Raw genomic sequence first — 23,231 nt, 5'->3', positions numbered from 1 at the left:
GGTGGGTTTTGGACCGAGAAAGGCTTGGTAACCGGCTCGGTCAGAAGTTGGTTCCGAAGCTGAAGCTGAAATACTCCTTCTCGTCCTCGTCTTCCCGCAGGAAGGGATAAGCGAGATCGACGGCCAGGGGGCCGAACGGCGACACCCAGGTCAGGCCGAAACCGGCCGAAGCGCGGATGCTGCGGTGGTCGATGATTTCTTCGTCGCTGTCTTTGGTGTCGTAGCCGGTCAGCATACCGAAATCGCTGAAGACGCGGCCGCGGATCGCGTATTCCTCGGGCAGCCCCAGCGGGAAGCTGGTCGTCACGTTGCCGCTCCACAGGAACTGGCCGCCGATCGAACCGTCGCTCTTGCTGGCGCCTCTCTCGCGGGGACCGACACCGCGGTCGTCGAAGCCGCGCAAGGATCCCGTCCCGCCCAGGAAGAAGCCGTCGGGATAGTGCAGGTAGTCGCCGAACAGCGGCTGGATATACCCGACTTCCTGGGTGGTCGACAGCGTCACGTCCTTGGTCACAGGATAGTAGTAGCCGCCCGACAGCACGCCCTGCAGATACTTCACGTCGCCGCCCAGGCCGGCGAAATGCGTCTCGAGTTGGACATTGTAGCCGTCGCGCGGATCGATCGCGCTGTCGCGCTTGTCGTAGGACAGCGTGGTGCCGATGATCGAGTAGAACTTCCAGCCTTCCTCGTCGAAGATCACCTGCGCGGCGTCGTTGTCGATGTCATGAATGCGGTCGCCGCGGAACTGGTAGGACAGCGTGTTGCGCAGATACTCGCTGATGTCATAGCCCATGCGCAGGCCGAAGCCGGCCTGGTCTTCGTCGTTGGCGTCCGGGGTGAGGCGGCGATAGAACAGATCGAAGCCGGCGCTCACGTGCTTATCCAGGAAGTAGGGATCGGTGAAGCTGATCGAGCCGGCCGATCGCTTGCCGGAAATGGTGAGATCGATGCGGGCGTCCTGTCCCTTGCCGAGCAGGTTGCGCTCGCGCAGGCCGATGCTGCCCAGCGGCCCGAGGCTGGTGGAATAGCCGGCGCCGAAGGTGAGCTCGCCGGTCGATTGCTCCTTCACCTTGACCTTGACGATAGTCTTGTCCGGCGCGGTGCTCGGCACCGTGGTGATGTCGACCGTCTCGAAGAAGCCGAGGTTGCGCAGCCTCTGCTCGGTGCGGCGCAGCTTCTCGGTGCTGAACGCGTCGCCCTCAGCCAGGCGGAACTCGCGGCGGATCACCTTGTCCTGCGTGCGGACGTTGCCGGAGATGTCGATGCGCTCGACATAGACCTTCGGGCCTTCCTGGATGTCGTAGGTCAGGTTCAGCACGTGGTTCTTGGCGTCGCGGTCGATGCGCGGCCGGACATCGACGAAGGCGTAGCCGAGGCTGCCGACTTTGTTGCTGATCGCCTGGACCGTGTCGTCGACCTTGCTGGCGTCGTACCAATCGCCGGCCTTGGTGGTGACGTCGCCCATCAAGGTCTTCGGGTCGAGGTCCTTCAGGGTGGTCTTCACGTCGACCTTGCCGAGCTTGTAGCGCTCGCCCTCTTCCACCGTGAAGGTGATGAAGAAGGCCTCCTGGTCGGGCGAGAGCTCGGCCACGGCGGAGAGCACGCGGAAATCGGCATAGCCTTCCGAGAGGTAGAACTTCCTGAGGTTCTCCTTGTCCACCGTCAGACGGTCCGGATCGTAGGTGTCGGTGGTGCTGAGGATGCGGTAGAAAGCGCTCTCCTTGGTCGCGATCTCATCGCGCAGCGAGCCGTCGGAGAACACCTTGTTGCCGACGAAATCGATGCGTTCGACCTGGGTTACGTCGCCTTCGTTGATCTCGAAGACCAGGTTGACGCGGTTCTGGTCGAGTTTGATGACCTTGGGGTCCACGGTCGCGGCGAAGCGGCCGCTGCGGCGATAGAGATCGAGAATGCGCTTCACGTCGGCCTGGACCCGGGTCTGGGTATAGACTTGGCGCGGCTTCAGCTGGACCTCGGTGGTCAGCTGGTCGTCCTTGATCTTGTCATTGCCCTCGAACGCGAGCTTGTTGATGATCGGGTTCTCGACCACCGAAACGACGAGGTTGTTCTCGTCGCGGCGCAGATGCACGTCGGCGAACAGGCCGGTCGCGAACAGGTTCTTCAGCGCCCGGTCCACCTTCGCGGCGTCGAACGGATCGCCGGGGTTGATTTCCATGTATGAACGAACCGTGTCGGCCTCGATGCGCTGGTTGCCCTCGACCACGACCTGCTGGATCGGATCGCCACTGGTAATGGTCTGCGCCAGGGCGGAATGACTTCCCGTCCCGAACACACCCCCAAAGCACAGCCCCAACAACAGGCCGAAGCAAGCTAGACGCAGAAACCCCATCTCCCCCGACTTCCAATCACGTAAACAGGGATTTCACGAAATCGACAACTTTGAAATAAACCAAGTCATTCCAAGTGGCAAACAGCATCAGGCTGAGCACCAAAGCGAGGCCCACTTTGAGACCGAACTCCTGGGCCCGTTCGCCGAGCGGCTTCCCACGGACCGCTTCGACCGCGTAATAGACCAGGTGGCCGCCGTCGAGGATCGGCACCGGGAAGAGGTTGATCAGCCCGAGGTTGATCGACAGCATCACCGCAAACAGGCAGAACGGAATGAAGCCGAGGGTCGCCACGTCGCCGGCCATCTGGGCGATGCCGCCCACGCCCCGGATATCCGAACCGGATCGTTCGAGCGAAATCATCTGCCAGAGCCCGGTCAGGATCGTGACGGACTGGGTGTAAACCTCCTGAACGGCGGAGATGAAGGCCGCAACCGGCCCCTCCCTCACCAAGGGTCGGTTATCGCTGGCGCCGATGCCAAGGCGCGGTATGCGCACAGTCTGCCCGGACTCGTCTTTGACCTCGATGATCTTCGGTTGCACGGCCAGATCGAGCTGCTTGCCGTCACGCTCGATGGTGATCGCCACCGGCTTATCGAGATTCTTTCGAATGATCGCGACAATGTCACCGAACTCGGTCACCGGCGTGCCATTCAGCGCAAGGAAGCGGTCGCCGCGCCGAAGGCCCGCGGCCTCGGCCGGCAAGCCGGCGGTGACGTCGCCGACCACCGGATCGATATGGGGGGTGATGCCCAGCTGCGGCATCTTGAGGACGTTGCCGAACAGGTCCTTGTCCTCGACGATGACGGGATGCGCGGTGAGCTGGAGCCGGTTGCCGCCGCGCTGGATTTCCAGCGCCAGCGGCCGGTCGAGATTCAATTGGACGATCCGGTCGATGTCCATGAACTCGTCCACCGCCGCGCCGTTCAGCGCGAGCACGCGATCGCCCGACTGCAGCCCCGCTTTGGCGGCCGCGGAGTCCGGCGCCACCATGCCGACGACCGGATCGGTATGGGCCTTGCCGACGATTGCGTAGATCAGCGCGAGCACCAGGACGGCGAACAGGAAATTCGCGGCCGGCCCTGCAGCGACAATGGCCATGCGCTGCCAGACGTTCTTGTCCTTGAAGGAGACGGCGCGCTCGGCATCGCTCATCGGCCGCGCCGCCTCGCCTTCGAGCGCGCTGTCAGCCTGGCCGAACATCCGGACGTAGCCGCCGAGCGGCAGCCAGCTGAACTTCCAGCGCGTGCCCAGCCGGTCGGTCCAGCCGAAGAGTTCCGGCCCGAAGCCGATCGAGAACACCTCGACCCGCACGCCGCACCAGCGGGCGACGGCGAAATGGCCGAGCTCGTGGATGAAGACCAGGACGGTCAGTACGACGAGAAACCAGAAGCCGTAGTGCTGAATCTGACTGAGGATTTCCATTTCCGGTCCGGGTCTGCTCCGGCGTCGTCCCGGGGGCTTCGCCCCGGTTGCCGGCCGGCCCTGTCTAGCACAGTCCGGTGCCCTGAAATAGCCCAGAAAAGGTCGTCACGCCAACGTGTTAGCTGACAAAATTCGGTCGCTAATTGTGGCGGAAGGTCGCGATCTTGGATTCGGCCAGCCGGCGCGCCTCAGCGTCGGCGGCGATCACGTCGTCTATCGAGCCGAGATCGCTCTGGGGCAGCGCCGCCAGCACCGATTCCGACAAAGCGGCGATGTCCATGAAGCCGATCCGGCCCGCCAGGAAGGCCGCCACGGCGATCTCATTGGCGGCATTGAGGATGGCCGGCGCCGTACCTCCGGCCTGGAGGGCTTCCCGGGCGATCCGGAGCGCCGGGAACCGGACCGGGTCCGGGGCCTCGAAGGTCAGTTGGGCGACCTTGGCAAAGTCGAGTCGGGCCGAGGGGGCGGCGATCCGCTTCGGCCAGCCCAAGGCATAGGCGATCGGGGTTCGCATATCCGGGGTCCCCAGCTGGGCCAGGACCGAGCCATCCGAATAGGCGACCATGCTGTGGATGACGGACTGCGGGTGGACCAGGATATCGATTTGAGTCTCCGGCATCCGGAACAGGTGGTGAGCCTCGATCAACTCCAGCCCCTTGTTCATCATGGTGGCCGAGTCGACCGAGATCTTGGCGCCCATCGACCAATTGGGATGGGCAACCGCCTGGGCCGGGGTCGCGGCTTTCATTTCCGCCACCGACTTGGTGCGGAACGGGCCGCCCGAGGCGGTCAGGATGATCTTCTCGATCGCCTCGATCTTGTCGAAGTCGAACACCTGGAAGATGGCGCTGTGCTCGGAATCGACCGGCAGCATGACCGCGCCATGCTGGGAGAGCTCGCGCATCATCAGCGCGCCGGCGCAGACCAGGGTCTCCTTGTTGGCGAGGCCGATCATGGCGCCGCGGCGCACCGCCGCCAGCGTGGGTTCCAGACCCGCCGCGCCCACGATCGACGACATCACCCAGTCCGAGGGTCGCGCCGCCGCCTCGATCACCGCGGATCGCCCGGCACCGATGCTGATGCCGGAACCGGCCAGGCCGTCCTTCAGCTTGTCGTGGAGCTTCTCGTCGCCGATCGCAACGAAGCGCGGCTTCAGGCGCAAGGCCTGCTCGATCAGCTTATCGACGTTGCTTTGCGCGGTCAGCGCATCGACCCGATAGTCGTTGGGATAGCGTTCGATGACATCGAGGGTGTTGGTGCCGACCGAGCCGGTCGAGCCGAGCACGGTCACCCAGCGCGGCCCATCCTTCTGGGCGCGCGGACGCGTCTCGCTCCTTGCATCCGTCACAGCCATGTCAGCACGCTACTCCCAATGAGATAGTTGATGCCGGCCACCGCGGCCGCGACGGCAATGAGGCCGTCGACCCGGTCCAGGGCGCCGCCATGGCCGGGGATTATATTGCTGGCGTCCTTGACCCCAAAGTGCCGTTTGAACGCCGATTCGGCCAGGTCGCCCGCCTGCTCGATCACCGCCAGGCCGGCGCTGATCGCGGTCAGCACCGCGACAGACGGGAGGTCCATCAGCCGGGCTGTGATCGCCCCGACAATGGCCCCCGAAACCACCGCGCCGCCCAGGCCGGCCCAGGTCTTGTTCGGGCTCACCCGTGGCGCCAGCTTCGGCCCGCCGATGCTGCGGCCGGCGATATAGGCGCCGGTATCGGCCGCGATCACCAGGGCGACGATCCAGAAGATCTGCTGCAGCCCGACGGACGGATCGTTGCGCAGCCAGATCAGCGCGACGCAGGGAATGAAGACATAGGCGCAGCCCAGCACATACCACGGCATTGCACCCGGCTTGCGCGACGCGATCTTGCACCACTCGACGATCATCACGACGGAGAACAACAGCACCAGCAGCGTCCAGGCGATGCCGCCCGCGAAAACCACCGCGACGACGATCGGAATCAGCACCGCCGCGGAGATGATCCGCAGGGTCAGCGGTTTCTTGGACCAGTGGGTGGTCGGTTCAGCCGGCGCCGCCATAGCGCCGCGTCCGACCGAGATATTCCTGGATTGCGCCGTTGAAGTCGTCGGCGTCGAAGTCGGGCCATTGCCGCTCGAGGAAGACGAACTCCGCATAGGCGCATTGCCAGAGCAGGAAGTTGGAAATGCGCTTCTCGCCGCTGGTGCGGATCAAGAGATCGGGATCCGGCATGTCGGCGGTCAGCAGGAATCCGGAGAAAGCCTGCTCGTTGAGCTGTTCCGGCTTCAAGGTCCCATCGAGCGCCGCCTGCATCGCCTTGCGCGTCGCGGCGACGATCTCGTCCCGGCTGCCGTAGCTCAAGGCAATCGTGAGGTTGAGGCGCTGGTTGCCGGCGGTGCGCCGCTCGGCATCACTGATCAGCTTCACGATGTCGGCGCCCAGCCGCTCGCGATCGCCGATCACGTTCAAGCGGATGCCGTTCTTGTGCAGTTCCTCGATCTCGCGCTTCAGGTAGTGGCGCAGCAGGCCCATCAGATCGTCGATCTCTGAGGCCGGCCGCTTCCAGTTCTCCGAGGAGAAGCCGAACAGCGTGAGATAGCGGACCCCCGCCTCCGCCGCCGCCTTCACCGTGCGCCGCACCGCTTCCGCGCCGCGGCTATGGCCGGCCGTGCGCGGCAGGCCGCGGGCGCGGGCCCAGCGGCCGTTGCCGTCCATGATGATCGCGACATGGGTCGGCGTGCCCCGCGCGCCGGATTCGGCGTCGGTCTCCTTGCTGGTGTCGGAAAGCGGCTTGGCCGTGCCGGTTTGATTCACGTCAGACCTGCAGAATCTCTTTTTCCTTGGCGGCCAGGGCGTCGTCCACCTTCTTCACGTGCTCGTCGGTGAGCTTCTGCATCTGGTCGTTCAAGCCGTGATGCTCGTCCTCGGAGATCTTCCCGTCCTTCTCGAGCTTCTTCAGGGAGTCCATGCCGTCGCGACGCACGTTGCGAACGGCGACCCGGGCCTGTTCCGCGTATTTGTGGGCGATCTTTGAGAGTTCCTGGCGGCGGTCGCGTGACAATTCCGGGATCGGAACGCGCACGGTCGACCCATCTGCGGCGGGATTGAGGCCGAGACCGGCATCGCGGATCGCCTTCTCCACCGCGCCGACCAGGCCGCGGTCCCAGACCTGGACCGTGATCATCCTCGGCTCGGGCACGTTGATGGTGCCGACCTGGTTCAAGGGCATGTCGTTGCCGTAAGCGCTGACATGCACCGGCTCCAGCAGGCTCGCCGAAGCGCGTCCGGTTCTCAAGCCCGCGAACTCCTTGCGGAGCGCTTCCAGGGCGCCGTCCATGCGGCGGCTAAACTCGTTCAGTCTTGCATCAGCCATTTCGGTCTATCCCCCGATCGCAGGCCCGTCTGAAAATCAACGCGCTCATGCCGCGCCCTTCTTCAACTGCTCGCCGATCACGGTGCAGCGCCCCCCGCCCTGCAGCACCTCGGCCATCATGCCGTGCGTGTGGATCGAGAAGACGATGATCGGAATGCGGCTCTCGCGGGCGAGCGAGATCGCGGACGCGTCCATCACCTTCAGATCGCGCGACAGCACCTCATGATGCGTCAACGTCTCGTAGCGCTCGGCCTTTGGGTCGAGCTTCGGGTCGGCGCTGTAGACGCCGTCCACCTTGGTTCCCTTCAGCAACGCCTCGCACCCCATCTCGGAAGCGCGCAAGGCGGCGGCGGTATCGGTGGTGAAATACGGGTTGCCGGTGCCGGCGGCGAAAATCACCACGCGGCCCTTCTCCAGGTGCCGGATCGCCCGGCGCCGGATATAGGGCTCGCAGATGGACTGCATGGAGATCGCCGACTGCACGCGGGTCTGCACCCCGGCCTGCTCGAGCGCGTTCTGCATGGCGAGCGCGTTCATCACCGTCGCCAGCATGCCCATGTAGTCGGCCGAGGCGCGCTGCATGCCCTGGCTGGCGCCGGCAATGCCGCGGAAGATGTTGCCGCCGCCGATCACGAGGCAGCATTCGACGCCCATCTCGGCGACCTGCTTCACCTCTTCGGCAACACGATTGACGGTCTGGGGTTCAAGGCCGAACTCCCGGCTTCCCATCAAGGCTTCCCCGGAAATCTTGAGAAGCACCCGCTTGTAGAGAAGTCCCGGTTTTGCTGGCCCTGCCATCGCTGCCCCATCTCCACCGTTTAAGTCGGCGCCGGCATGGACTGCCGCCGGCGCCGAGTCTCGCTTCGGGTTCCCTTATACCACGGGTCCCGCCGACTCGAAGGATCGTGAGCCGACGCTCAGGCGGCGTCGGCCTGTTCCTTCGCGATGCCTTCGCCCAGCGCCATGCGGGCGAAGCCGGTGATCGCGACCGGCGCGCCGATCTCCTTGGCGGCCTTCTCGACAATCTGCTTCACCCGGCTCTCGCCGTCGATCACATAGACCTGCTCCAGCAGCACCACTTCCTCGTAGTACTTCCTGAGGCGGCCCTCGACCATCTTGGCGATGATCTCTTCCGGCTTGCCGCTGGCGCGGGCCTGCTCGGAGAGAACCGAGCGCTCGCGGTCGAGCTCGGCCTGGGAGACCGACTTGATGTCCAGCGCCGACGGGTTGGTGGCGGCGATGTGCATGGCGATCTGCTTGCCGAGCGCGGCCAGCTGCGCCTTGTCACCGGTCGATTCCAATCCGACGAGCACGCCGATCTTCCCCATGTTCGGGACAGTGGCGTTGTGCATGTAGGTCGCGACCACGCCGTCTTTCACGGAAACCGTCGCCATCCGGCGCAGGTTCATGTTCTCGCCGATCGTGGCGACCAAATGCGTCAATTTTTCGGCAACGGTCTGGCCGTCCGACAGCTTGGCGTTCTTCAGCGCCTCGATGTCGCCGGCGCCCAGCGCCTGCTGGGCGACGCCCGAGACGAAGCCCTGGAACTGGTCGTTGCGGGCGACGAAATCGGTCTCCGAATTGACCTCGACCAGCACGCCCTTCTTGTCGCCGGAAACAACGGCGACCAGGCCCTCGGCGGCGACGCGGCCGGCCTTCTTGGCGGCGGCGGCGAGGCCCTTCTTGCGCAGCCAATCGACGGCCTCATCCAGGTTGCCCCCGTTCTCGGCGAGCGCCTTCTTGCAGTCCATCATGCCGGCGCCCGAAACTTCGCGCAGTTCCTTGACCAGCGCGGCGGTGATCTCGGCCATGGTTTATCTCCTCAAATCTCGATGTTGATCACGTCAGAAGCGGCGGACCGGAGCCTCATCAAGCGCTCCGAATCCGCCGCTGATGACGACATATTTAGTTCGCAGCGGCGGCTTCGCTACCGGCGGATTCCGCAGACGGGAGCTGCTCAGCCGGCAACTCTGCCGACTCGCCAATGTCCCGGCCGGTGGAGATCGCCTCCTGCTGCAGACCGTCCAGCACCGCGCCGGAGAACAGGTCGCAATAGAGCTGAATGGCGCGGATCGCGTCATCGTTCCCCGGAACCGGGAAGGTGATGCCGGCCGGCGAGGAATTGCTGTCCAGGATCGCCACCACCGGGATGCCGAGCTTGTTGGCTTCCTGGACCGCGATCGCTTCCTTGTTGGTGTCGATCACCACCAGGATGTCCGGCTGGCCGCCCATGTCCTTGATGCCGCCCAACGCCCGGTCCAGCTTGTCGCGGTCGCGGGTCATCATGAGCTGCTCTTTCTTGGTCAGGCCGCCCACTTCGCCGCTCTCCAGCTTCTCGTCGATGTCGCGCAGGCGCTTGATCGAGTTGGAGATGGTCTTCCAGTTGCTGAGCATGCCGCCCAGCCAGCGGTGGTTGACGTAGTACTGGCCGCAGCGCTTGGCCGCGTCAGCAACCTTGTCCGAGGCCGCCCGCTTGGTGCCGACGAACAGCACGCGGCCGCCGGAGGCGGCGACGTCGCGCACGGCCTTCACGGCCTGGTCCAGCATCGGGACGGTCTGCTCGAGGTCGATGATATGGATGCCGTTGCGGACGCCGAACAGGTACGGCGCCATTTTGGGATTCCAGCGGCGGGTGTGGTGACCGAAGTGCACGCCAGCTTCCAGCAGCTGGCGCATCGTGAAGGATGGCAAAGCCATTGTTTTAGTCCTTTTCCGGTTATGCCTCTGCGGGTGGAGTGACCCGGCGGATCCGCCGAGCACCGGAGCGTGGTCTGCCGGGATTTCTCCCCGACAGCGCGCGCACCCGCATGCGTTTTCAAGCGCGGCCTAAGTAGTGGATAAGTGCCGGGAAGTCCAGCGCAAATCCCGCACTGCGGCAAGCTGTTGACCAGCTTATACGCGGATGCCGTAATACTTTATATTCAGAGTGATACGAGACTGTGCTGTTTCAAGTCAGATCCGCCTCGACCACGCCCGCCGAGCAGAGGAACATCCCGCGCCAGGAACCCTCATGCTCCAGCGCCATAGCGGCCTGGCGGAAGGCGGCTTCCATGCCTCCCTCTAGCATCGGCGGGGCCGGGTGGTAGTGGTACCAGTGCAGCCGGAAGTTCGTGAAACCGGCCGCGGTATAGAGCGCTTCCAGCTCCAGCGGGTTGTGGAACTTGGCCAGGATGGCGTCGTAGCTCGGCCCTGCCCCGGTCGCCTGGCGCTGCTTCGGCAGGTCGGTGGCGAGCCGCTTGTCCATCTCGGCCGCGACCCGGTCGCGGATCGGGCCCGGGACCGACCCCAGAAGATCATCCAGCACGAACTCCTTGGTGTAGCGGTTCATGGTGAAGAGCGAGAACAGCTTGTTGCGGAACTCGATCAGCACCTTGCCGCCGGGCTTCAGCAGCATCTTCACGTTTTCCAGGAACAGCCGGTCGTTCTTCACATGCGGCATGACGCCGGCGGCGATCACCGCGTCGAACCGGCCGCCGGCCAGCTGCCCGGCGAGCGTGGTGCTGTCCTCGACGTCGCCCCACTGGATCAGATCTTCGGCAAGGCCCTGGGCTTTGAAGTTCCGGCGGGCCGCCGCCACCATCTCCTGGGAGATGTCGCAGCCGGCGACATCAAAGCCGGTCTTGGCCATGGTGATCAGCGGCGTGCCCTCGCCCACGCCCACCTCATAGACCCGCTTTACGTTCGCCGAGGCGAGGCGCTGCACCAGGATCTGCAGGCGGAAATAGTTGGCCGGATAGCGCCCCGGCTTCTCCAGGTTCTCGCGCTGGTACATCTGGTGATAGTCGCCGGACTCCGCGTCATAGAGCTTGGCGATATCCTGTTTCACGTCACCGGGCATGGACCGGTCCCCCATTTCCATCTTCGAGACGCTTGAGCAGGCCGTGCTGCTCCAGCGTTGCCGCGATCGGCGCGAGGTCCCAGACCGGAACCTCCAACATGTCGGCGACGGCGAGCAGGTCATGCGCTCCGTCGGCATAAGCCAGCACATTCATCATCGAGCGCACCTGGCGCGCGGTGTCCTTCGTGCTCAAGGTCGGATAGAGCCCGCGCTTGCCGAGATTGGGCTCGCCGGGCGTGGTCGCCTGGAAGGTCGCGTTCGCCTCCACCGCCATCACCGCCTTGCGCAAGGCCTCGAAGCCGCCGCCGAGGCCCGACGGCGTGATGAAGGAGAGATCGTCCTTGGAGGTGTGATACTCCGGGTACATCGCGTATTTCGAGCGCATGATCGAAGCCATCGGCAGATCGGCGCCGGGGCTGCAATACTGCCGCTCGTCGCTACCGCGATCGAGATAGCTGTAGCGTTTGAAATCGCCGGCCTGCTGCTGCAATGCATGCAGCGCCGCGCGATCCGACAAGGTCCCGCCGAGCCGGGTCGGCAGGTAGGAATAGGCCCGGTCGTCGCCGATGCAGGTGACGTTGAAGCCGGCGACGACTCGCTGCTTCAACGTCGCGAGGTTGCGGCTCAAATAGACGATCGAGCCGATCGTCTCCGGAATGAACACGATGCGATAACTGTAGCGGCGGCGCGGCAAGGCCATCAGCCACTTCGCCAAAGCCGTCGTCACCACCGGACCGGAAAGCTCGTTGTTGCCCATCGACGGATGGCAGACATAGGTCGAGATGAAGACCTCGCGCGGCTCCTCGCCAGGGATCAGCAGCTCGGCATAGGTCAAGCTGCCCGGCGCCAGGGTGGAGTCAATCTTCACCTTGTACTGGCCGGGCTGCAGGCTCTGCAGCTGCTCATGGGTCAGGCAGAAACCCCAGCGCTCCTTGTAATAGGAGGTCATGTAGGGGATCGCGTCCGGCTGCTCCGGCAGGCTGTAGAGATGCGGCTTGAGCTCTTCGAGGCTCAAGGTCGTGTCGATCGGCGTCGAGTAGCCGACGACGTGCAGGTTGTGCTTCTGGAAATCGACGATCTTCTTGCCGTCCGGCGCGATGATATAGCCGTCGCGGATGTTCCATTCCGGCGGCACGGTCCAGTCGAAGACCGGGGTGCCGCTCGGCACCTCGAAGTTCTTCAGCCCCGGCAGTTCGCGGCGCAGGATCTCGAGGGTCTGGCGCACGCCGTTGCCGGTGATGCTGCGGCAGATCGGGTAAAGCTCGGTCGCCAGCGCATGCATGGCGGCACCCGGATTCCCCTGGAAATCCAGCCCTGCCGTCCCGATCGCCGCCGATGAATCCATGCTCGCTCCTGGCCTTAGGGAGCGGTTCTAGGTCAGTTCCCCGACCCGCTCAAGCGTCTTAGCCCTCAGGCGTCCTGGATATCCATGACCCCCGGCACCGCCTTGATGGCGGACCGGACCGCACCGGAGATGGCGAAGCCGCCCTTGATGGTCAGGTCCGTCTCCCAGCCGAGGTCGGCGAGATCCAGTGAGATCTGCACCCTGCCCCTCCCCTTCCCGGCCCGATCGAGGATCTGCTTGATGCCGGAAACCGGGGTCGGGTCGCGCAGGAAGATCTTGAGCCCCGCCGCGGTCGCGGCCACGGCGTTGTCCAGGCCCTGGGCCTCGGCCACCATCAGCCGGAGATTCTCCTCCTCGCTCCTCACGTCCACGGTCAGCAACAGGGCGCGGCCGGGCTCGAGCAGCTCGCGATACTCGACCAGCCGCTCGGAGAAGATCGTCGCCTCGTAGATGCCCGACGCATCGGTCATCTGCACGAAGGCGTAGCGGTTGCCCTTTTGCGAGGTGCGCTCCTGCTTGCCGACGACGATGCCGGCCATCTTGGCGCGGGTAACGCCGCGGCTCTGCAGCAGCTCGGCATAGGAGACGACCTGCAGCCGCTTCAAGCCCATGCCGTAGGAATCCAGCGGATGGGCCGAGAGATAGAAGCCGATCGCCGAGAATTCCTGCTGCAGCCGCTCCATCGGCGGCCAGTCCATGACCGAAGGCAGGGTCAGCCGCACCGAGGCCGCATCGCCGAACAGGTTGTTCTGGTCCGAGCCCTTGGCGTCATGGGCCGCGTTCGACTGCCGCAGCATCTGCTCGACGGAATCGTGGACCTGGTGGCGGTTGCGGTTGAGGCTGTCGAAGGCGCCGGCGAGAACCAAATTCTCGAGCTGCCGCTTGTTGAGGCCCTTGGGATCGATCCGCTCGCAGAAATCCTCGAGCGACTTGTAGGCGCCGCCCTTCTGCCGGGTCGCGAACATCCCATGGACCACGCCGGCGCCGACATTCTTGATCGCGGCCAGCGCATAGCGCACCGCGAAGCTGCCGTCGGGCAGTTCCTCCGGGGCGAAGGTCGGCTCCGAGCGGTTGACGTCCGGCGGCAGCAGCTTGATGCCCAGCCGCTGCAGCTCCTGCCTGAAGACATTGAGCTTGTCGGTATTCCCCATGTCGTAGGTCATGGAGGCGGCGAAGAACTCGACCGGATGGTTGGTCTTCAGCCAGGCGGTCTGGTAGGCGACCAGCGCATAGGCTGCGGCATGGCTCTTGTTGAAGCCGTAGCCGGCGAACTTGTTCACGAGATCGAAGATCTCGCCGGCCTTCTCGGATTTGACGCCCTTCTCGACCGAGCCGTCGATGAAGGTCTTGCGCTGCGCCTCCATCTCTTCCTTGATCTTCTTGCCCATGGCGCGGCGGAGCAGATCGGCGCCGCCCAGCGAATAGCCGGCCAGGACCTGGGCGATCTGCATCACCTGCTCCTGGTAGATCATGATCCCGTAGGTCTCTTTCAGGATCGGCTCCAGGGACGGGTAGAGATAGTCCGGCTCTTCCTTGCCGTGCTTGCGGTTGATGAAGCTCGGGATATTGTCCATCGGGCCGGGGCGATAGAGCGCCACCATGGCGATGATGTCCTCGAAGCGGTCGGGCTTCAGCTTGCGGATCGCATCCCGCATGCCCGAGCTTTCCAGCTGGAAGATGCCGGTCGCCTCGCCGCTGGCCAGGAGCTGGTAGGTCTTCGCGTCGTCGAGCGGAATGAGGTCGATGTTGATGTCGACGCCCCGCCGCCGCAGCAGCTTCAGCGCGGTCTGGATCACCGTCAGCGTCTTCAGCCCGAGGAAGTCGAACTTGACCAGCCCGGCCTTCTCGACGTCCTTCATGTTGAACTGGGTGACCGGCATGTCGGAGCGCGGATCGCGATAGAGCGGCACCAGCTCGTCCAGCGGCCGGTCGCCGATCACCACACCCGCCGCATGGGTCGAAGCGTGGCGATAGAGCCCTTCCAGCTTCACCGCCGTCTGCATCAGGTTGGCGACCGTGGAATCGTCCTTGATCGCCTGCTCCAGCGCGGGCTCGCCGGCGATCGCGTCCTTGAGCTTGACTGGGTTGGCTGGATTGTTGGGAATGAGCTTGCAGAGCTTGTCGACTTGGCCGTAGGGCATCTGCAGCACGCGGCCGACGTCGCGCACCGCCGCGCGGGCTTGCAGCTTGCCGAAAGTGATGATCTGCGCGACCCGGTCATGGCCGTATTTGCCCTGGACGTAGCGGATCACCTCGTCGCGGCGGTCCTGGCAGAAGTCCACGTCGAAGTCCGGCATGGAGACGCGTTCTGGATTCAAGAACCGCTCGAACAGCAGGCCCCATTGCAGCGGGTTCAAGTCGGTGATGGTGAGTGCCCAGGCGACGACCGAGCCGGCGCCGGAGCCGCGGCCAGGACCGACCGGAATGCCCTGCGCCTTGGCCCATTGGATGAAGTCGGCGACGATCAGGAAGTAGCCGGCGAAGCCCATCTGGATGATGACGCCGAGCTCGAACTCCAGCCGTTCGCGATAGGGCTCGGCCGCTGCGTCGTCGAGGCCCATCACCTGGAGGCGCGCGTCTAACCCCTCGCGCGACTTCTGGCGCATGATCTCGATCTCGTCGCCCTTGTCCGAGAAGGGCGGCAGGATCGGCTTGCGGCTGGGCGGCATGAAGGCGCAGCGCTGGGCGATGATCAGGGTGTTGTCGCAGGCCTCCGGGATGTCGCGGAACAGCCGCCGCATCTCGCCCGCGGACTTGAAACGATGCTCGCGGGTGACACGCCGGCGGTTGCTCTCGCCGACATAGGTGCCCTCGGCGATGCAGAGCAGCGCGTCATGGGCGAGATACATGCCCTCGTCGGAGAAATAGACATCGTTGGTCGCGACCAGCGGCAGATTGAATTTGTAAGCAAGCTCGATCAGCGGCACCTCGATCCGCTCCTCGATCTCGGTGCCGTGGCGCATCAGCTCGACATAGAGCCGGCCGGGGAACAGCGTCATCAGGTGCTGCAGTGCCGCGGCGGCGGCATCGCCCTGCCCGTCGCCGAGCATGCGGCCGACCTGCCCCGACGGATCGCCGGTCAGCGCGATCAGGCCGTCGGTATGGCCGTCGAGATCGGCGAGCGCGATATGCGCGACGGTCCCCGGTTCGCTGGTGATGAAGGCCTTGGAAGAGAGCTTCATCAGGTTGCCGTAGCCGGCCTCGCTCTGCGCCAGCAGCAACAGCCGGTCCGGCGCCGGCTGCTTCAGCGCATTCTTGTCCTGGTCCGGCCGCGCGATCCCCAGCAGGCAGCCGGTGATCGGCTGCACGCCGGCATCCTTGGCGTAGCCGGCAAATTCCATCGCGCCGAACAGGTTGCCGGTATCGGTCACCGCCACCGCCGGCATCTCCGCACGCTTCGCCAGCTCCGCCAGCGCCTTGGGCGTGATCGCGCCCTCCGACAACGAATAGGCGGAATGGACCCGGAGATGGACGAAATCGGCGTGCGGCATTCGGTTTCTCTGGTGAGCGACTCGAGACGTCAGTGTATCCCGAATCGCCTGTGGGTATCTTTTTTCGGTTCCGCCCGTGACAGACCTTATCCCAAGCCTGGATCACGCCTTCTGGATCGTGGCGGCGCTTGCGCTGATCGCCGGAACGGTGCGCGGCTTCGCCGGCTTCGGCGCCGGCATGATCATGATCCCTTTCGTCAGCGCGCTTTACGGCCCGAAGATCGGCGCCAGCTCGATCCTGGTCGCCGACGGCATCCTCACCATTCCTTATATCCTGAAGTCGCTCCGAATCTGCGAGCCCAAGACCGTGGCACCGGTCGCCCTGGGGGCGGCGCTGATGATCCCCATCGGCGCCTATCTGCTGACCACGGCGGACCCGACGCCGATCCGCTGGGCGATGGTGCCGCTGATCGCCGGGTTGCTGGCGATCACGCTCTCCGGCTGGCGCTATCACGGCATCCCGAAGGTCGGTGTCTCGCTGGCGACGGGCGGGCTGTCCGGATTTCTCTCCGGCCTCATCCAGCTCTCCGGCCCGCCGGTCATCGTGCTCTGGATGTCGGGGCCTTTTCCGCCGCAGACCATCCGCGCCAATATCTTCGTCTATTTCGCGGTGACCTCGACCGTCGCCGTCATCGCCTACGCGTTCGCCGGCGTCTTCACCCGGGACCTTATCCCGGTGCTGGTGCCGATGATTCCCTGCTATGCCGTCGGCCTTGCGCTCGGCGGGCGATTCTTCGGCAAGGCGGACCCGAAACTCTTCCGGCGGGTCGCCGTGGTGCTGATCGGACTGGCCGTGATCGTCAGCCTACCGGTGCTGGATCCCTACTTGCGCTAGTTCTTGTAAGGCGGTTTCGGGATCGCGAGATGGGCCTCGCGCAGGGCCTCGGACCAGCGGTGGCGGAGGTCCGAGAAATAGTGATCCTCCGCATCGATCCGGTAGTTCAGCTCCGGCTTCAAGGTGTCGCGGCGCAGCACCATGACATCGATCGGCAGCCCGACGCCGAGATTGGAGCGCATTGTGGAGTCCATGGAGATCAGCCCGATCTTCAGCGCGTCGTAGAGCTCGCTGTCATAGGTGACGGCGCGGTCGAGCACCGGCTTGCCGTATTTATGCTCGCCGATCTGGAGATAAGGCGTGTCGGCGGTCGCCTCGATGAAATTGCCGGCGGCGTAGATCATGAACAGTCGCAGCCGGCGGCCCTTGATCTGCCCGCCCAGGAGCAAGGCGATGTCAAAGTTGGAATTGTGCTGCTCCAGGCTCGGCCCGTCGACGCGATAGACCTCGCGCACCGCCTGCCCGACCATCTGCGCCGCGTGGAACATGCTGGTCGCCTTGGCCAGCGTCTCGGTCTCGCCGGTCTCCGGGTTGGAAAAACCCTCGCTCAGCAGGCCCAGCACCGCCTGGGAGATCGAGAGATTGCCCGAGGTCGAGATCGCGAGCATCCGGTCCGGGCCCTCGAACAGGTGCAGCTTGCGGAAGCAGGCGATATTGTCGATGCCGGCGTTGGTGCGGGTATCGGAGATGAGGACCAGGCCCTCCTTGACCAGGAGGCCGACGCAGTAGGTCATGGCCGGGGCGACTCTAGCCTTGTTGCTGTTGCTGCGCAGTTTGGTCGACCGTGACCGCGACCGCCAGCTTTTCGTCGGAACCGCCGACCTGCGCGCCCCGGACCGGCGCCGCGCCCAGGTAATCGAGGCCGATCGCGACCCGGACATAGGAATCGGTCGGCGAAATCCCATTGGCCGGGTCGAAGCCGACCCAGCCCAGCTCGCCGACATGCGCCTCCACCCAGGCATGCCCCGCCTCCTGCGGCGTCGTCAGGTCGGAGCGGAACAGGTGGCCGCCGACATAGCGGCAGGGAATGCCGAGGACGCGCGCCGCGGCGATGAAGACATGGGCCAGGTCCTGGCAGACCCCCCGCCCGCGCGCGAAGGCGTCGATCGCGCTGGTGGCGGCATCGGTCGAGCCGATCTCGAAGGCCATGTGGTCGTGGAGATCGACCAGCAGCTTGTGTAGCCGGTCGAGCGGCCCGTTCTTCGCCCTGCCCGCCGCCGAGCGCGCGAAGTCGATGATCGCCGCGTCCGGCTTGGTGAGCGCGGTCTCGCGCAGATACAGCGCCGGCGGGAAATGCTCGGTGGCGCCGCGCACGATGCCGGCGGTGTCCTGGGTCTCGACCTCGCCATCGACAGAGAGACTGAAGCTGGTGAACTCGCCCGAGGCCGAGAGCACGTGGATGATGTTGCCGAAGGCATCCTCGCGCTGCCGCAAGACGCCGCCATGGTCGAGATCGATCCGCCAGCGCCGCACATACTGGCCTTCATGGTCGCGTGGCGTCAGCCGCAGGATCTGGATCACCGACTGCGCGGGGCGGTCATAGGTGTAGGCGGTCTCGTGATGGATGCGGATTCTCATACCAGGTACTGCGTGCTGATGGCCGAGCCGACCTTGTTGTTGTCCCCGATGAAGTTGGTGATGAACTCGTGCAGGCCGCTCTGGAACACCTGCTCGATCCTGGTGGCGCCGAGCTGGCGGTTGATGGCGCGCGCGGTGCGCTGCGCGGGACCGGCGCGGTTATAGGCGCCGGCGATCTCGTCGAGGTTGGCGACGATGTTCGAATAGCAGGCGGCGAGCGAGCGCGGCATCTGTTGGTTCAAAATGAGCAGGTCGGCGATCAGCCAGGGTTTGAGACTCTCGCGATAGACCCAGTGATAGGAGGTGAGCGCCGAGACGGCGCGCAGGATCGCCGCCCATTGCGAATAGTCGATGCCGCCGCCGACCGTCGTGTCGTCGGGGAGCAGGATGTGATACTTGACGTCGAGGATGCGCGCGGTGTTGTCAGCCCGCTCGATGAAGATACCGAGCCGGGAAAACCAATAGGCGTCGTTCCTGAGCATGGTGCGATAGCCGGAGCCGTCCACCAGCAGCGAGATCTGCTTCACCCAGGCGAGGAATTTCGGCAAGGCGCTCGGCGTCAGCGCGGCGGGCTTCAGGCTTTGGAGCTCCAGCCAGGCGCCGTTGATCGCGTCCCACATCTCGCTGGTCAGCGCGGTGCGGACCGCGCGGGCATTGGTGCGGGCGATCTCGAAGCATTTGACGATCGAGGCCGGGTTGTGCGGCGAATTGATCAGGAACTGCGCCACCGTCTCAGCGGTCGCGATCTCATGGTGCTCGTGGAAGATCGTGCCGCAGCCGGCGGTCGCGACCGCGCTCTCCCACTCGTTGTTCTCGCCGGCATAGGCGGTCGGCAGCGACGACAAACGCGCCGCCGCCTCGATGGTGCGGGCGAGATAATCGGCGCGCTCGACGTAACGGGAGAGCCAGAACAGACTGTCGGCGGTCCGGCTCAGCACTCGATCACCCAGGTATCCTTCAACCCGCCGCCCTGGCTGGAATTGACCACCAGCGAGCCGTCGCGCATGGCGACCCGCGTCAGCCCGCCCGGCACGATCCGCACGCCGTCGGCGCGGCTCAGCACGAAGGGGCGCAGGTCGACATGGCGCGGCGCGACGCCGCTCTCGACGAAGGTCGGGCAGGTCGAGAGCGCGAGCGTCGGCTGGGCGATATAGCCCTCGGGGTTTGCCTTCAACCGCGCGCGGAAGGCCTCGATCTCGGCAGAACTTGCATGCGGGCCGACCAGCATGCCGTAGCCGCCGGAGCCGTGGGTTTCCTTCACCACCAGCTCGCCCAGATGGTCGAGCACATATTGCAGATGCTCGGCCTCGCGGCAGCGCCAGGTCGGCACGTTCTTCAGGATCGGCTCCTCGCCGAGGAAAAAGCGGATGAGCTCGGGAATGTAAGAGTAGATCACCTTGTCGTCGGCCGCCCCTGTGCCAATGGCGTTGGCCAAGGTCACGTTGCCCGCGGCATAAGCGGCGAACAGGCCGGGCACGCCCAGCGCGCTGTCGGGACGGAAGGTCAGCGGATCGATGAACTCGTCGTCGATGCGCCGGTAGATGACGTCGACCCGCTTCTGTCCCTCGGTCGTCCGCATATAGACGACCTCGTCCTTGACCTGAAGGTCCCGCCCCTCCACCAGCTCGACACCCATCTTGTCGGCGAGGAAGGAATGCTCGTAATAGGCCGAGTTGAATTGGCCGGGAGTCAGCAGCGCGACGGTCGGATCGGACGCGGAATTGCGCGGCGCCACCGAGCGCAAGGACGACAGCAGCTCATTGGCATAGTTCTCGATCGGCGCCACGCGGTGCTGGCCGAACAGCTCCGGCATCAGGCGGATCGAAATCTCCCGCCCCTCCAGCATGTAGGAGACGCCGGAGGGCGTGCGGGCATTGTCCTCCAGCACATAGAAGTCCTCGGCATCGACCCGCACCACGTCGATGCCGCCGATATGCACATAGACGCCGTGCGGCACCTCGATCCCGGCCATCTCGGGGCGATAGGCCGGATTCTGCCAGACCAGGTCGGGCGGCACGATGCCGGCCTTGATCGCGGTCTGCGCGCCATAGACGTCGGCGAGATAGAGGTTGAGGGTTTTCACCCGCTGCTCCAACCCGCGCGCGAGGCGCTCCCATTCGGCGCGCGAGAGCACGCGGGGCACGATGTCATAAGGGATGATGCGCTCTTCGCCCTGGGCGTCGCCGTAGACCGCGAAGGTGATGCCGCCGCGCCGGAAGAAGAGCTCGGCCTCGAGCCGGCGCTGTTGGAGCTGCTCGCGCGGCACGGCATCCAGCCAGGCCGCGATCTTCTCGTAGGGGGTGCGGACCTTGCCCCCGCCTTCCGTCATCTCGTCAAAGGCCACCCGCGCTTCCCCTCCGCGTCCGTCCTTCGGGCAACTTTGCATGCCCTGTGCCGAAACAAATCTATCGCAGGATCAATTGGTTAGCCGGCTCTCCCTGAAGCCTGGCTGCCGCATTTTTGGGCATTGTGCACCGGAAACCCGCTTCCCGCCACCGCGCAACAATCTTGCGTCCAGGCCGAACCGGATTTGGCGCAGGATCAACAGCTTAGCCCCGGGCTTGACTTTACTCACACCATTGTGTACGGTCTTGACGACCTCAGGAGCAGCGAGAGGCAAACCACATGAATCCCACCGCCTTGCCGGAGCTGGTCTCCGGGGTGTTGCCGCATGCCGACGCGGCGCGGCCCTATCCGCGGCTGGAGCCGCAGAGCTTCGCGGACTGGTCGGCCGGCGACCCTCCGCAGCGCGAATGGCTGGTCGAGGGGCTGATCCCGATGGGCACCGTCACCCTGCTCTCCGGCGACGGCGGGCTCGGCAAGACCCTGCTCGCCCAGCAGCTGGTGATGGCGGCGGCGCTGGGGGCGAGCTGGTGCGGCAAGCCGGTCCGGCAGCTGGGCTCGGTCTCCATGTTCTGCGAGGACAAGGTCGATGAGATCCGCCGCCGCGCGCTGCCGATCTGCGACGCGCTCAAGGTCGCGCGCGACGACCCGCGGCTCGGCGCCGCCCAGTTCATCTGCCGGGTCGGCCAGAACAACACGCTGACCTACAGCACCTGGCAAGGCGAGCGTCACACCGGCTATCGCACCACCGAGCTCTGCCAGGAGCTGCGCGCCCTCGCGGTGGCCAGCGGGGCGCGGCTGGTGCTGCTCGACTCCCTGCACGATGTCTTCACCGGCAACGAGAATTTCCGGCCCGAGGCGCGGGCCTTCGTGCAGGCGATGGCCAACATCGCGACCGCGATCAACGGCGCGGTCGTGGTGCTGGCGCATCCGAGCCTCGCCGGCCTCGACCGCGGCATCGGGACCTCGGGCTCGACCGCCTGGAACAACGCGGTGCGCTCGCGCCTCTACCTGACCCGGCCCGAGACAGCGGCGCAGGGCAGCGAGATCCGGATCCTCACCACGATCAAGGCGAACTACACCCGCACCGGCGAGCGGATCACCCTGAAACGCCGCGGCGGCGTGTTCGTCGCGGTCGGCCAGGACGACGTCGCGGCGCGCCAGACGCGGGGGCAACGCACGCGTTCCCACAATCAACCAAGGAGACTGACATGATGGATTTGCGCGAAACGGCAGACGCATTCCAACCGCAGGAAGCCGCGCCGGCTGCGCGGGCCACGCCGGCGCGGGCCGGCATGACGCCGCAGCAGCATCGCCTGCTGCAGTTTTTGTACGAACGAGAGGCGCAGGACTTGCCGGCACCGTCGCTTCAGGAAATGGCCGCCGCGCTCGGCCTCAAATCCAAGAGCGGCGTGCATCGCCTGCTGGCGGGCCTGGAAGAGCGCGGCCATGTCCGGCGCACGCCGCTGCGGCGGAGATCGGTCCAGGTCGTCTACTGGAAGCAAGGGGCTGCCCCTGCCCCCGGGGATCAGCTCCTTGGCGACGCCCTCACCGATGTGCTGGCAATGCTTCCGGAGCACTGCCGTCTGACGCCGTCTGAAATCCAGTACTTGATCCGGGAGACATCGCGCGTGCTGGAGCGTGCCGTGCACCAAAGCTGCGGTGCATGAACCCTTGCCGGCGCAGGCCGAGGCCGCGGGGGTCTGCGCGCGGTTTCATGGAAAGATGCAGGAAAGGAGCGAGCGATGGCGGATGCCTTCAAACCCGGAGACCTGGTGCGCCTGAAGTCCGGCGGACCGGTGATGACGGTGGATCAGCTGGTGGGAGATGATGGCCTCCAGGCGATGTGGTTCGCCTATGGCCATCAGATAAGCCGATACTTCGGATCCCAATCCGTCGAGGCGGCGCCGGGACCGGACGGGGGGATCGTCGCGGCGAAGCCGAGGATGAGACGCGGTGGCGGCGAGTAGGTGCCCGACTCGATCTCAGCTTAGCCGTAGCTGGGTGAGGGGTTGCGCGCCGCAGGCGCGCGCGCACCTGCGGTGCGCCCCCCTCATCCAACTGCGGCTAGGCTCGGCTATGCCTCGCCAAGCCTCCGTATCCTTCTCCCACGAGGGGAGAAGGGCACATGCAAGCCCGGCGCAGCGGCCGGCCTATTCGGTCAGAAACACGACCGGCTCGCCCTCGGCGATCGCGTAGACCACCAGCGGCGCGGTCTTCTGGCCGCTCATGCCGGGGGAGCCGAGGGGCATGCCGGGGACGGCGATGCCTTTGACGGCCGGGCGCTCGGCGAAGAGCTTCGCCAGCGCCGCCGCCGGCACATGGCCCTCGATCACATAGTCGCCGCCCAGGATCGTGTGGCAGCCGAAGAACTGCCGCGGAATCCCGAGCGATTGGCGGAAGGCATCGAGGTCGGCCGAGGTTTCGACGGTGACGGCGTAGCCGTTCTGGCGGAGATAGGCCGCGTGGCCTTCGCAGCAGGCGCAGCCCGGATGCTTGATGAGGCGCAGCGCTTGCGGCGCCGCTGCGGCCGGCTTCAGCGGCAGCAGCACGCCGAGCGCGGCCATTCCCAGGGAGGCCTGGAGCAGATGCCTGCGGTTCCTGTCCACGGCATTCTTGCTAGCATCCTTCCCAGCGCGGGTCCATGGCGAGGCGGACCGCGCCGCGCGCTC

General features: G+C 65.4%; 21 protein-coding genes. 4 read left to right on the top strand and 17 right to left on the bottom strand.

All coding sequences use genetic code 11. The features are described from left to right. Positions 1-40 precede the first annotated feature (40 nt). From bamA to dnaE, 12 genes are all read right to left on the bottom strand, one after another. Positions 41-2,293, bottom strand: coding sequence for an outer membrane protein assembly factor BamA (gene bamA, locus ACH2CY_RS21540; RefSeq protein WP_395021595.1), 2,253 nt, complete (start codon positions 2,291-2,293; stop codon positions 41-43). Positions 2,294-2,366: 73 nt separating this feature from the next. Further along, positions 2,367-3,773 (bottom strand): RIP metalloprotease RseP, encoded by a 1,407-nt coding sequence (rseP, locus tag ACH2CY_RS21535; RefSeq protein ID WP_395021594.1) that lies wholly within the window; start codon positions 3,771-3,773, stop codon positions 2,367-2,369. 139 nt (positions 3,774-3,912) lie between these two features. Beyond that, positions 3,913-5,127 carry a 1-deoxy-D-xylulose-5-phosphate reductoisomerase gene (locus tag ACH2CY_RS21530; RefSeq protein WP_395021592.1) on the bottom strand — a complete coding sequence of 405 codons (1,215 nt, stop codon included), beginning with the start codon at positions 5,125-5,127 and terminating at the stop codon, positions 3,913-3,915. Continuing rightward, positions 5,118-5,816, bottom strand: a complete 699-nt coding sequence (locus ACH2CY_RS21525) for a phosphatidate cytidylyltransferase (RefSeq protein ID WP_395021590.1) — start codon at positions 5,814-5,816, stop codon at positions 5,118-5,120. The genes ACH2CY_RS21530 and ACH2CY_RS21525 overlap by 10 nt, the downstream gene beginning before the upstream one ends. Beyond that, entirely contained in the window at positions 5,800-6,471 is a 672-nt protein-coding gene (gene uppS, locus ACH2CY_RS21520) for a polyprenyl diphosphate synthase (protein WP_395021633.1), read from the bottom strand. The genes ACH2CY_RS21525 and uppS overlap by 17 nt, the downstream gene beginning before the upstream one ends. 100 nt (positions 6,472-6,571) lie before the next feature. After that, complete coding sequence (frr, locus tag ACH2CY_RS21515; protein ID WP_395021589.1) at positions 6,572-7,129, bottom strand: ribosome recycling factor; 558 nt, start codon at positions 7,127-7,129, stop codon at positions 6,572-6,574. Positions 7,130-7,174: 45 nt separating this feature from the next. After that, positions 7,175-7,927: a UMP kinase gene (gene pyrH / locus ACH2CY_RS21510; RefSeq protein WP_395021587.1), complete on the bottom strand. Its 753-nt coding sequence runs from the start codon at positions 7,925-7,927 to the stop codon at positions 7,175-7,177. A 119-nt stretch (positions 7,928-8,046) separates the two neighbouring features. After that, a complete protein-coding gene (gene tsf, locus ACH2CY_RS21505) occupies positions 8,047-8,940 on the bottom strand; it encodes a translation elongation factor Ts (RefSeq protein WP_395021586.1) in 894 nt (297 codons plus the stop codon). Between the two features lie 94 nt (positions 8,941-9,034). Next, a complete protein-coding gene (rpsB, locus tag ACH2CY_RS21500) occupies positions 9,035-9,826 on the bottom strand; it encodes a 30S ribosomal protein S2 (RefSeq protein ID WP_395021584.1) in 792 nt (263 codons plus the stop codon). Between the two features lie 250 nt (positions 9,827-10,076). Further along, positions 10,077-10,967, bottom strand: coding sequence for a class I SAM-dependent methyltransferase (locus ACH2CY_RS21495; protein WP_395021581.1), 891 nt, complete (start codon positions 10,965-10,967; stop codon positions 10,077-10,079). After that, entirely contained in the window at positions 10,957-12,312 is a 1,356-nt protein-coding gene (locus tag ACH2CY_RS21490) for a DUF4910 domain-containing protein (RefSeq protein WP_395021580.1), read from the bottom strand. Before ACH2CY_RS21490 ends, ACH2CY_RS21495 begins: the two co-directional genes overlap by 11 nt. Before the next feature lie 65 nt (positions 12,313-12,377). Next, positions 12,378-15,803, bottom strand: a complete 3,426-nt coding sequence (gene dnaE / locus ACH2CY_RS21485) for a DNA polymerase III subunit alpha (protein WP_395021578.1) — start codon at positions 15,801-15,803, stop codon at positions 12,378-12,380. A gap of 76 nt (positions 15,804-15,879) precedes the next feature. Between dnaE and ACH2CY_RS21480 the strand changes: the two genes are divergently transcribed. Further along, the gene (locus tag ACH2CY_RS21480) at positions 15,880-16,638 is read left to right on the top strand and encodes a sulfite exporter TauE/SafE family protein (protein ID WP_395021577.1); all 759 of its coding nucleotides are present in this window, start codon (positions 15,880-15,882) and stop codon (positions 16,636-16,638) included. On the opposite strand, the gene ACH2CY_RS21475 is transcribed toward ACH2CY_RS21480, so the two are convergent. Genes ACH2CY_RS21475 through ACH2CY_RS21460 form a run of 4 tightly spaced genes read right to left on the bottom strand, consistent with a single transcriptional unit; the run spans position 16,635 to position 20,602 of the window. After that, positions 16,635-17,372, bottom strand: coding sequence for a peptidase (locus ACH2CY_RS21475; protein WP_395021576.1), 738 nt, complete (start codon positions 17,370-17,372; stop codon positions 16,635-16,637). The genes ACH2CY_RS21480 and ACH2CY_RS21475 overlap by 4 nt on opposite strands. Before the next feature lie 13 nt (positions 17,373-17,385). Continuing rightward, positions 17,386-18,216, bottom strand: coding sequence for a transglutaminase N-terminal domain-containing protein (locus ACH2CY_RS21470; protein WP_395021574.1), 831 nt, complete (start codon positions 18,214-18,216; stop codon positions 17,386-17,388). Beyond that, positions 18,213-19,154, bottom strand: coding sequence for an alpha-E domain-containing protein (locus ACH2CY_RS21465; protein ID WP_395021572.1), 942 nt, complete (start codon positions 19,152-19,154; stop codon positions 18,213-18,215). The genes ACH2CY_RS21470 and ACH2CY_RS21465 overlap by 4 nt, the downstream gene beginning before the upstream one ends. Then, complete coding sequence (locus tag ACH2CY_RS21460; RefSeq protein WP_395021571.1) at positions 19,148-20,602, bottom strand: circularly permuted type 2 ATP-grasp protein; 1,455 nt, start codon at positions 20,600-20,602, stop codon at positions 19,148-19,150. The genes ACH2CY_RS21465 and ACH2CY_RS21460 overlap by 7 nt, the downstream gene beginning before the upstream one ends. 239 nt (positions 20,603-20,841) lie before the next feature. Here ACH2CY_RS21460 and ACH2CY_RS21455 point away from each other — a divergent pair, with 239 nt between their 5' ends. From ACH2CY_RS21455 to ACH2CY_RS21445, 3 genes are all read left to right on the top strand, one after another. Further along, positions 20,842-21,774: an AAA family ATPase gene (locus ACH2CY_RS21455; RefSeq protein ID WP_395021570.1), complete on the top strand. Its 933-nt coding sequence runs from the start codon at positions 20,842-20,844 to the stop codon at positions 21,772-21,774. Next, on the top strand, positions 21,771-22,229 hold the full coding sequence (locus ACH2CY_RS21450) for a LexA family protein (protein ID WP_395021569.1): 459 nt from the start codon (positions 21,771-21,773) through the stop codon (positions 22,227-22,229). Before ACH2CY_RS21455 ends, ACH2CY_RS21450 begins: the two co-directional genes overlap by 4 nt. Positions 22,230-22,304: 75 nt before the next feature. Next, a complete protein-coding gene (locus ACH2CY_RS21445) occupies positions 22,305-22,529 on the top strand; it encodes a DUF2158 domain-containing protein (protein WP_395021568.1) in 225 nt (74 codons plus the stop codon). A 183-nt stretch (positions 22,530-22,712) separates the two neighbouring features. On the opposite strand, the gene ACH2CY_RS21440 is transcribed toward ACH2CY_RS21445, so the two are convergent. Beyond that, a complete protein-coding gene (locus ACH2CY_RS21440) occupies positions 22,713-23,168 on the bottom strand; it encodes a DUF411 domain-containing protein (protein WP_395021567.1) in 456 nt (151 codons plus the stop codon). Positions 23,169-23,231 lie beyond the last annotated feature (63 nt).

It is taken from the genome of Dongia sp., from assembly GCF_041905885.1.
Classification (GTDB): Bacteria; Pseudomonadota; Alphaproteobacteria; order Dongiales; family Dongiaceae; genus Dongia.
The sequence above is the reverse complement of the archived record's forward strand: the minus strand, read 5'-3'. Positions and strand labels throughout refer to the sequence as shown.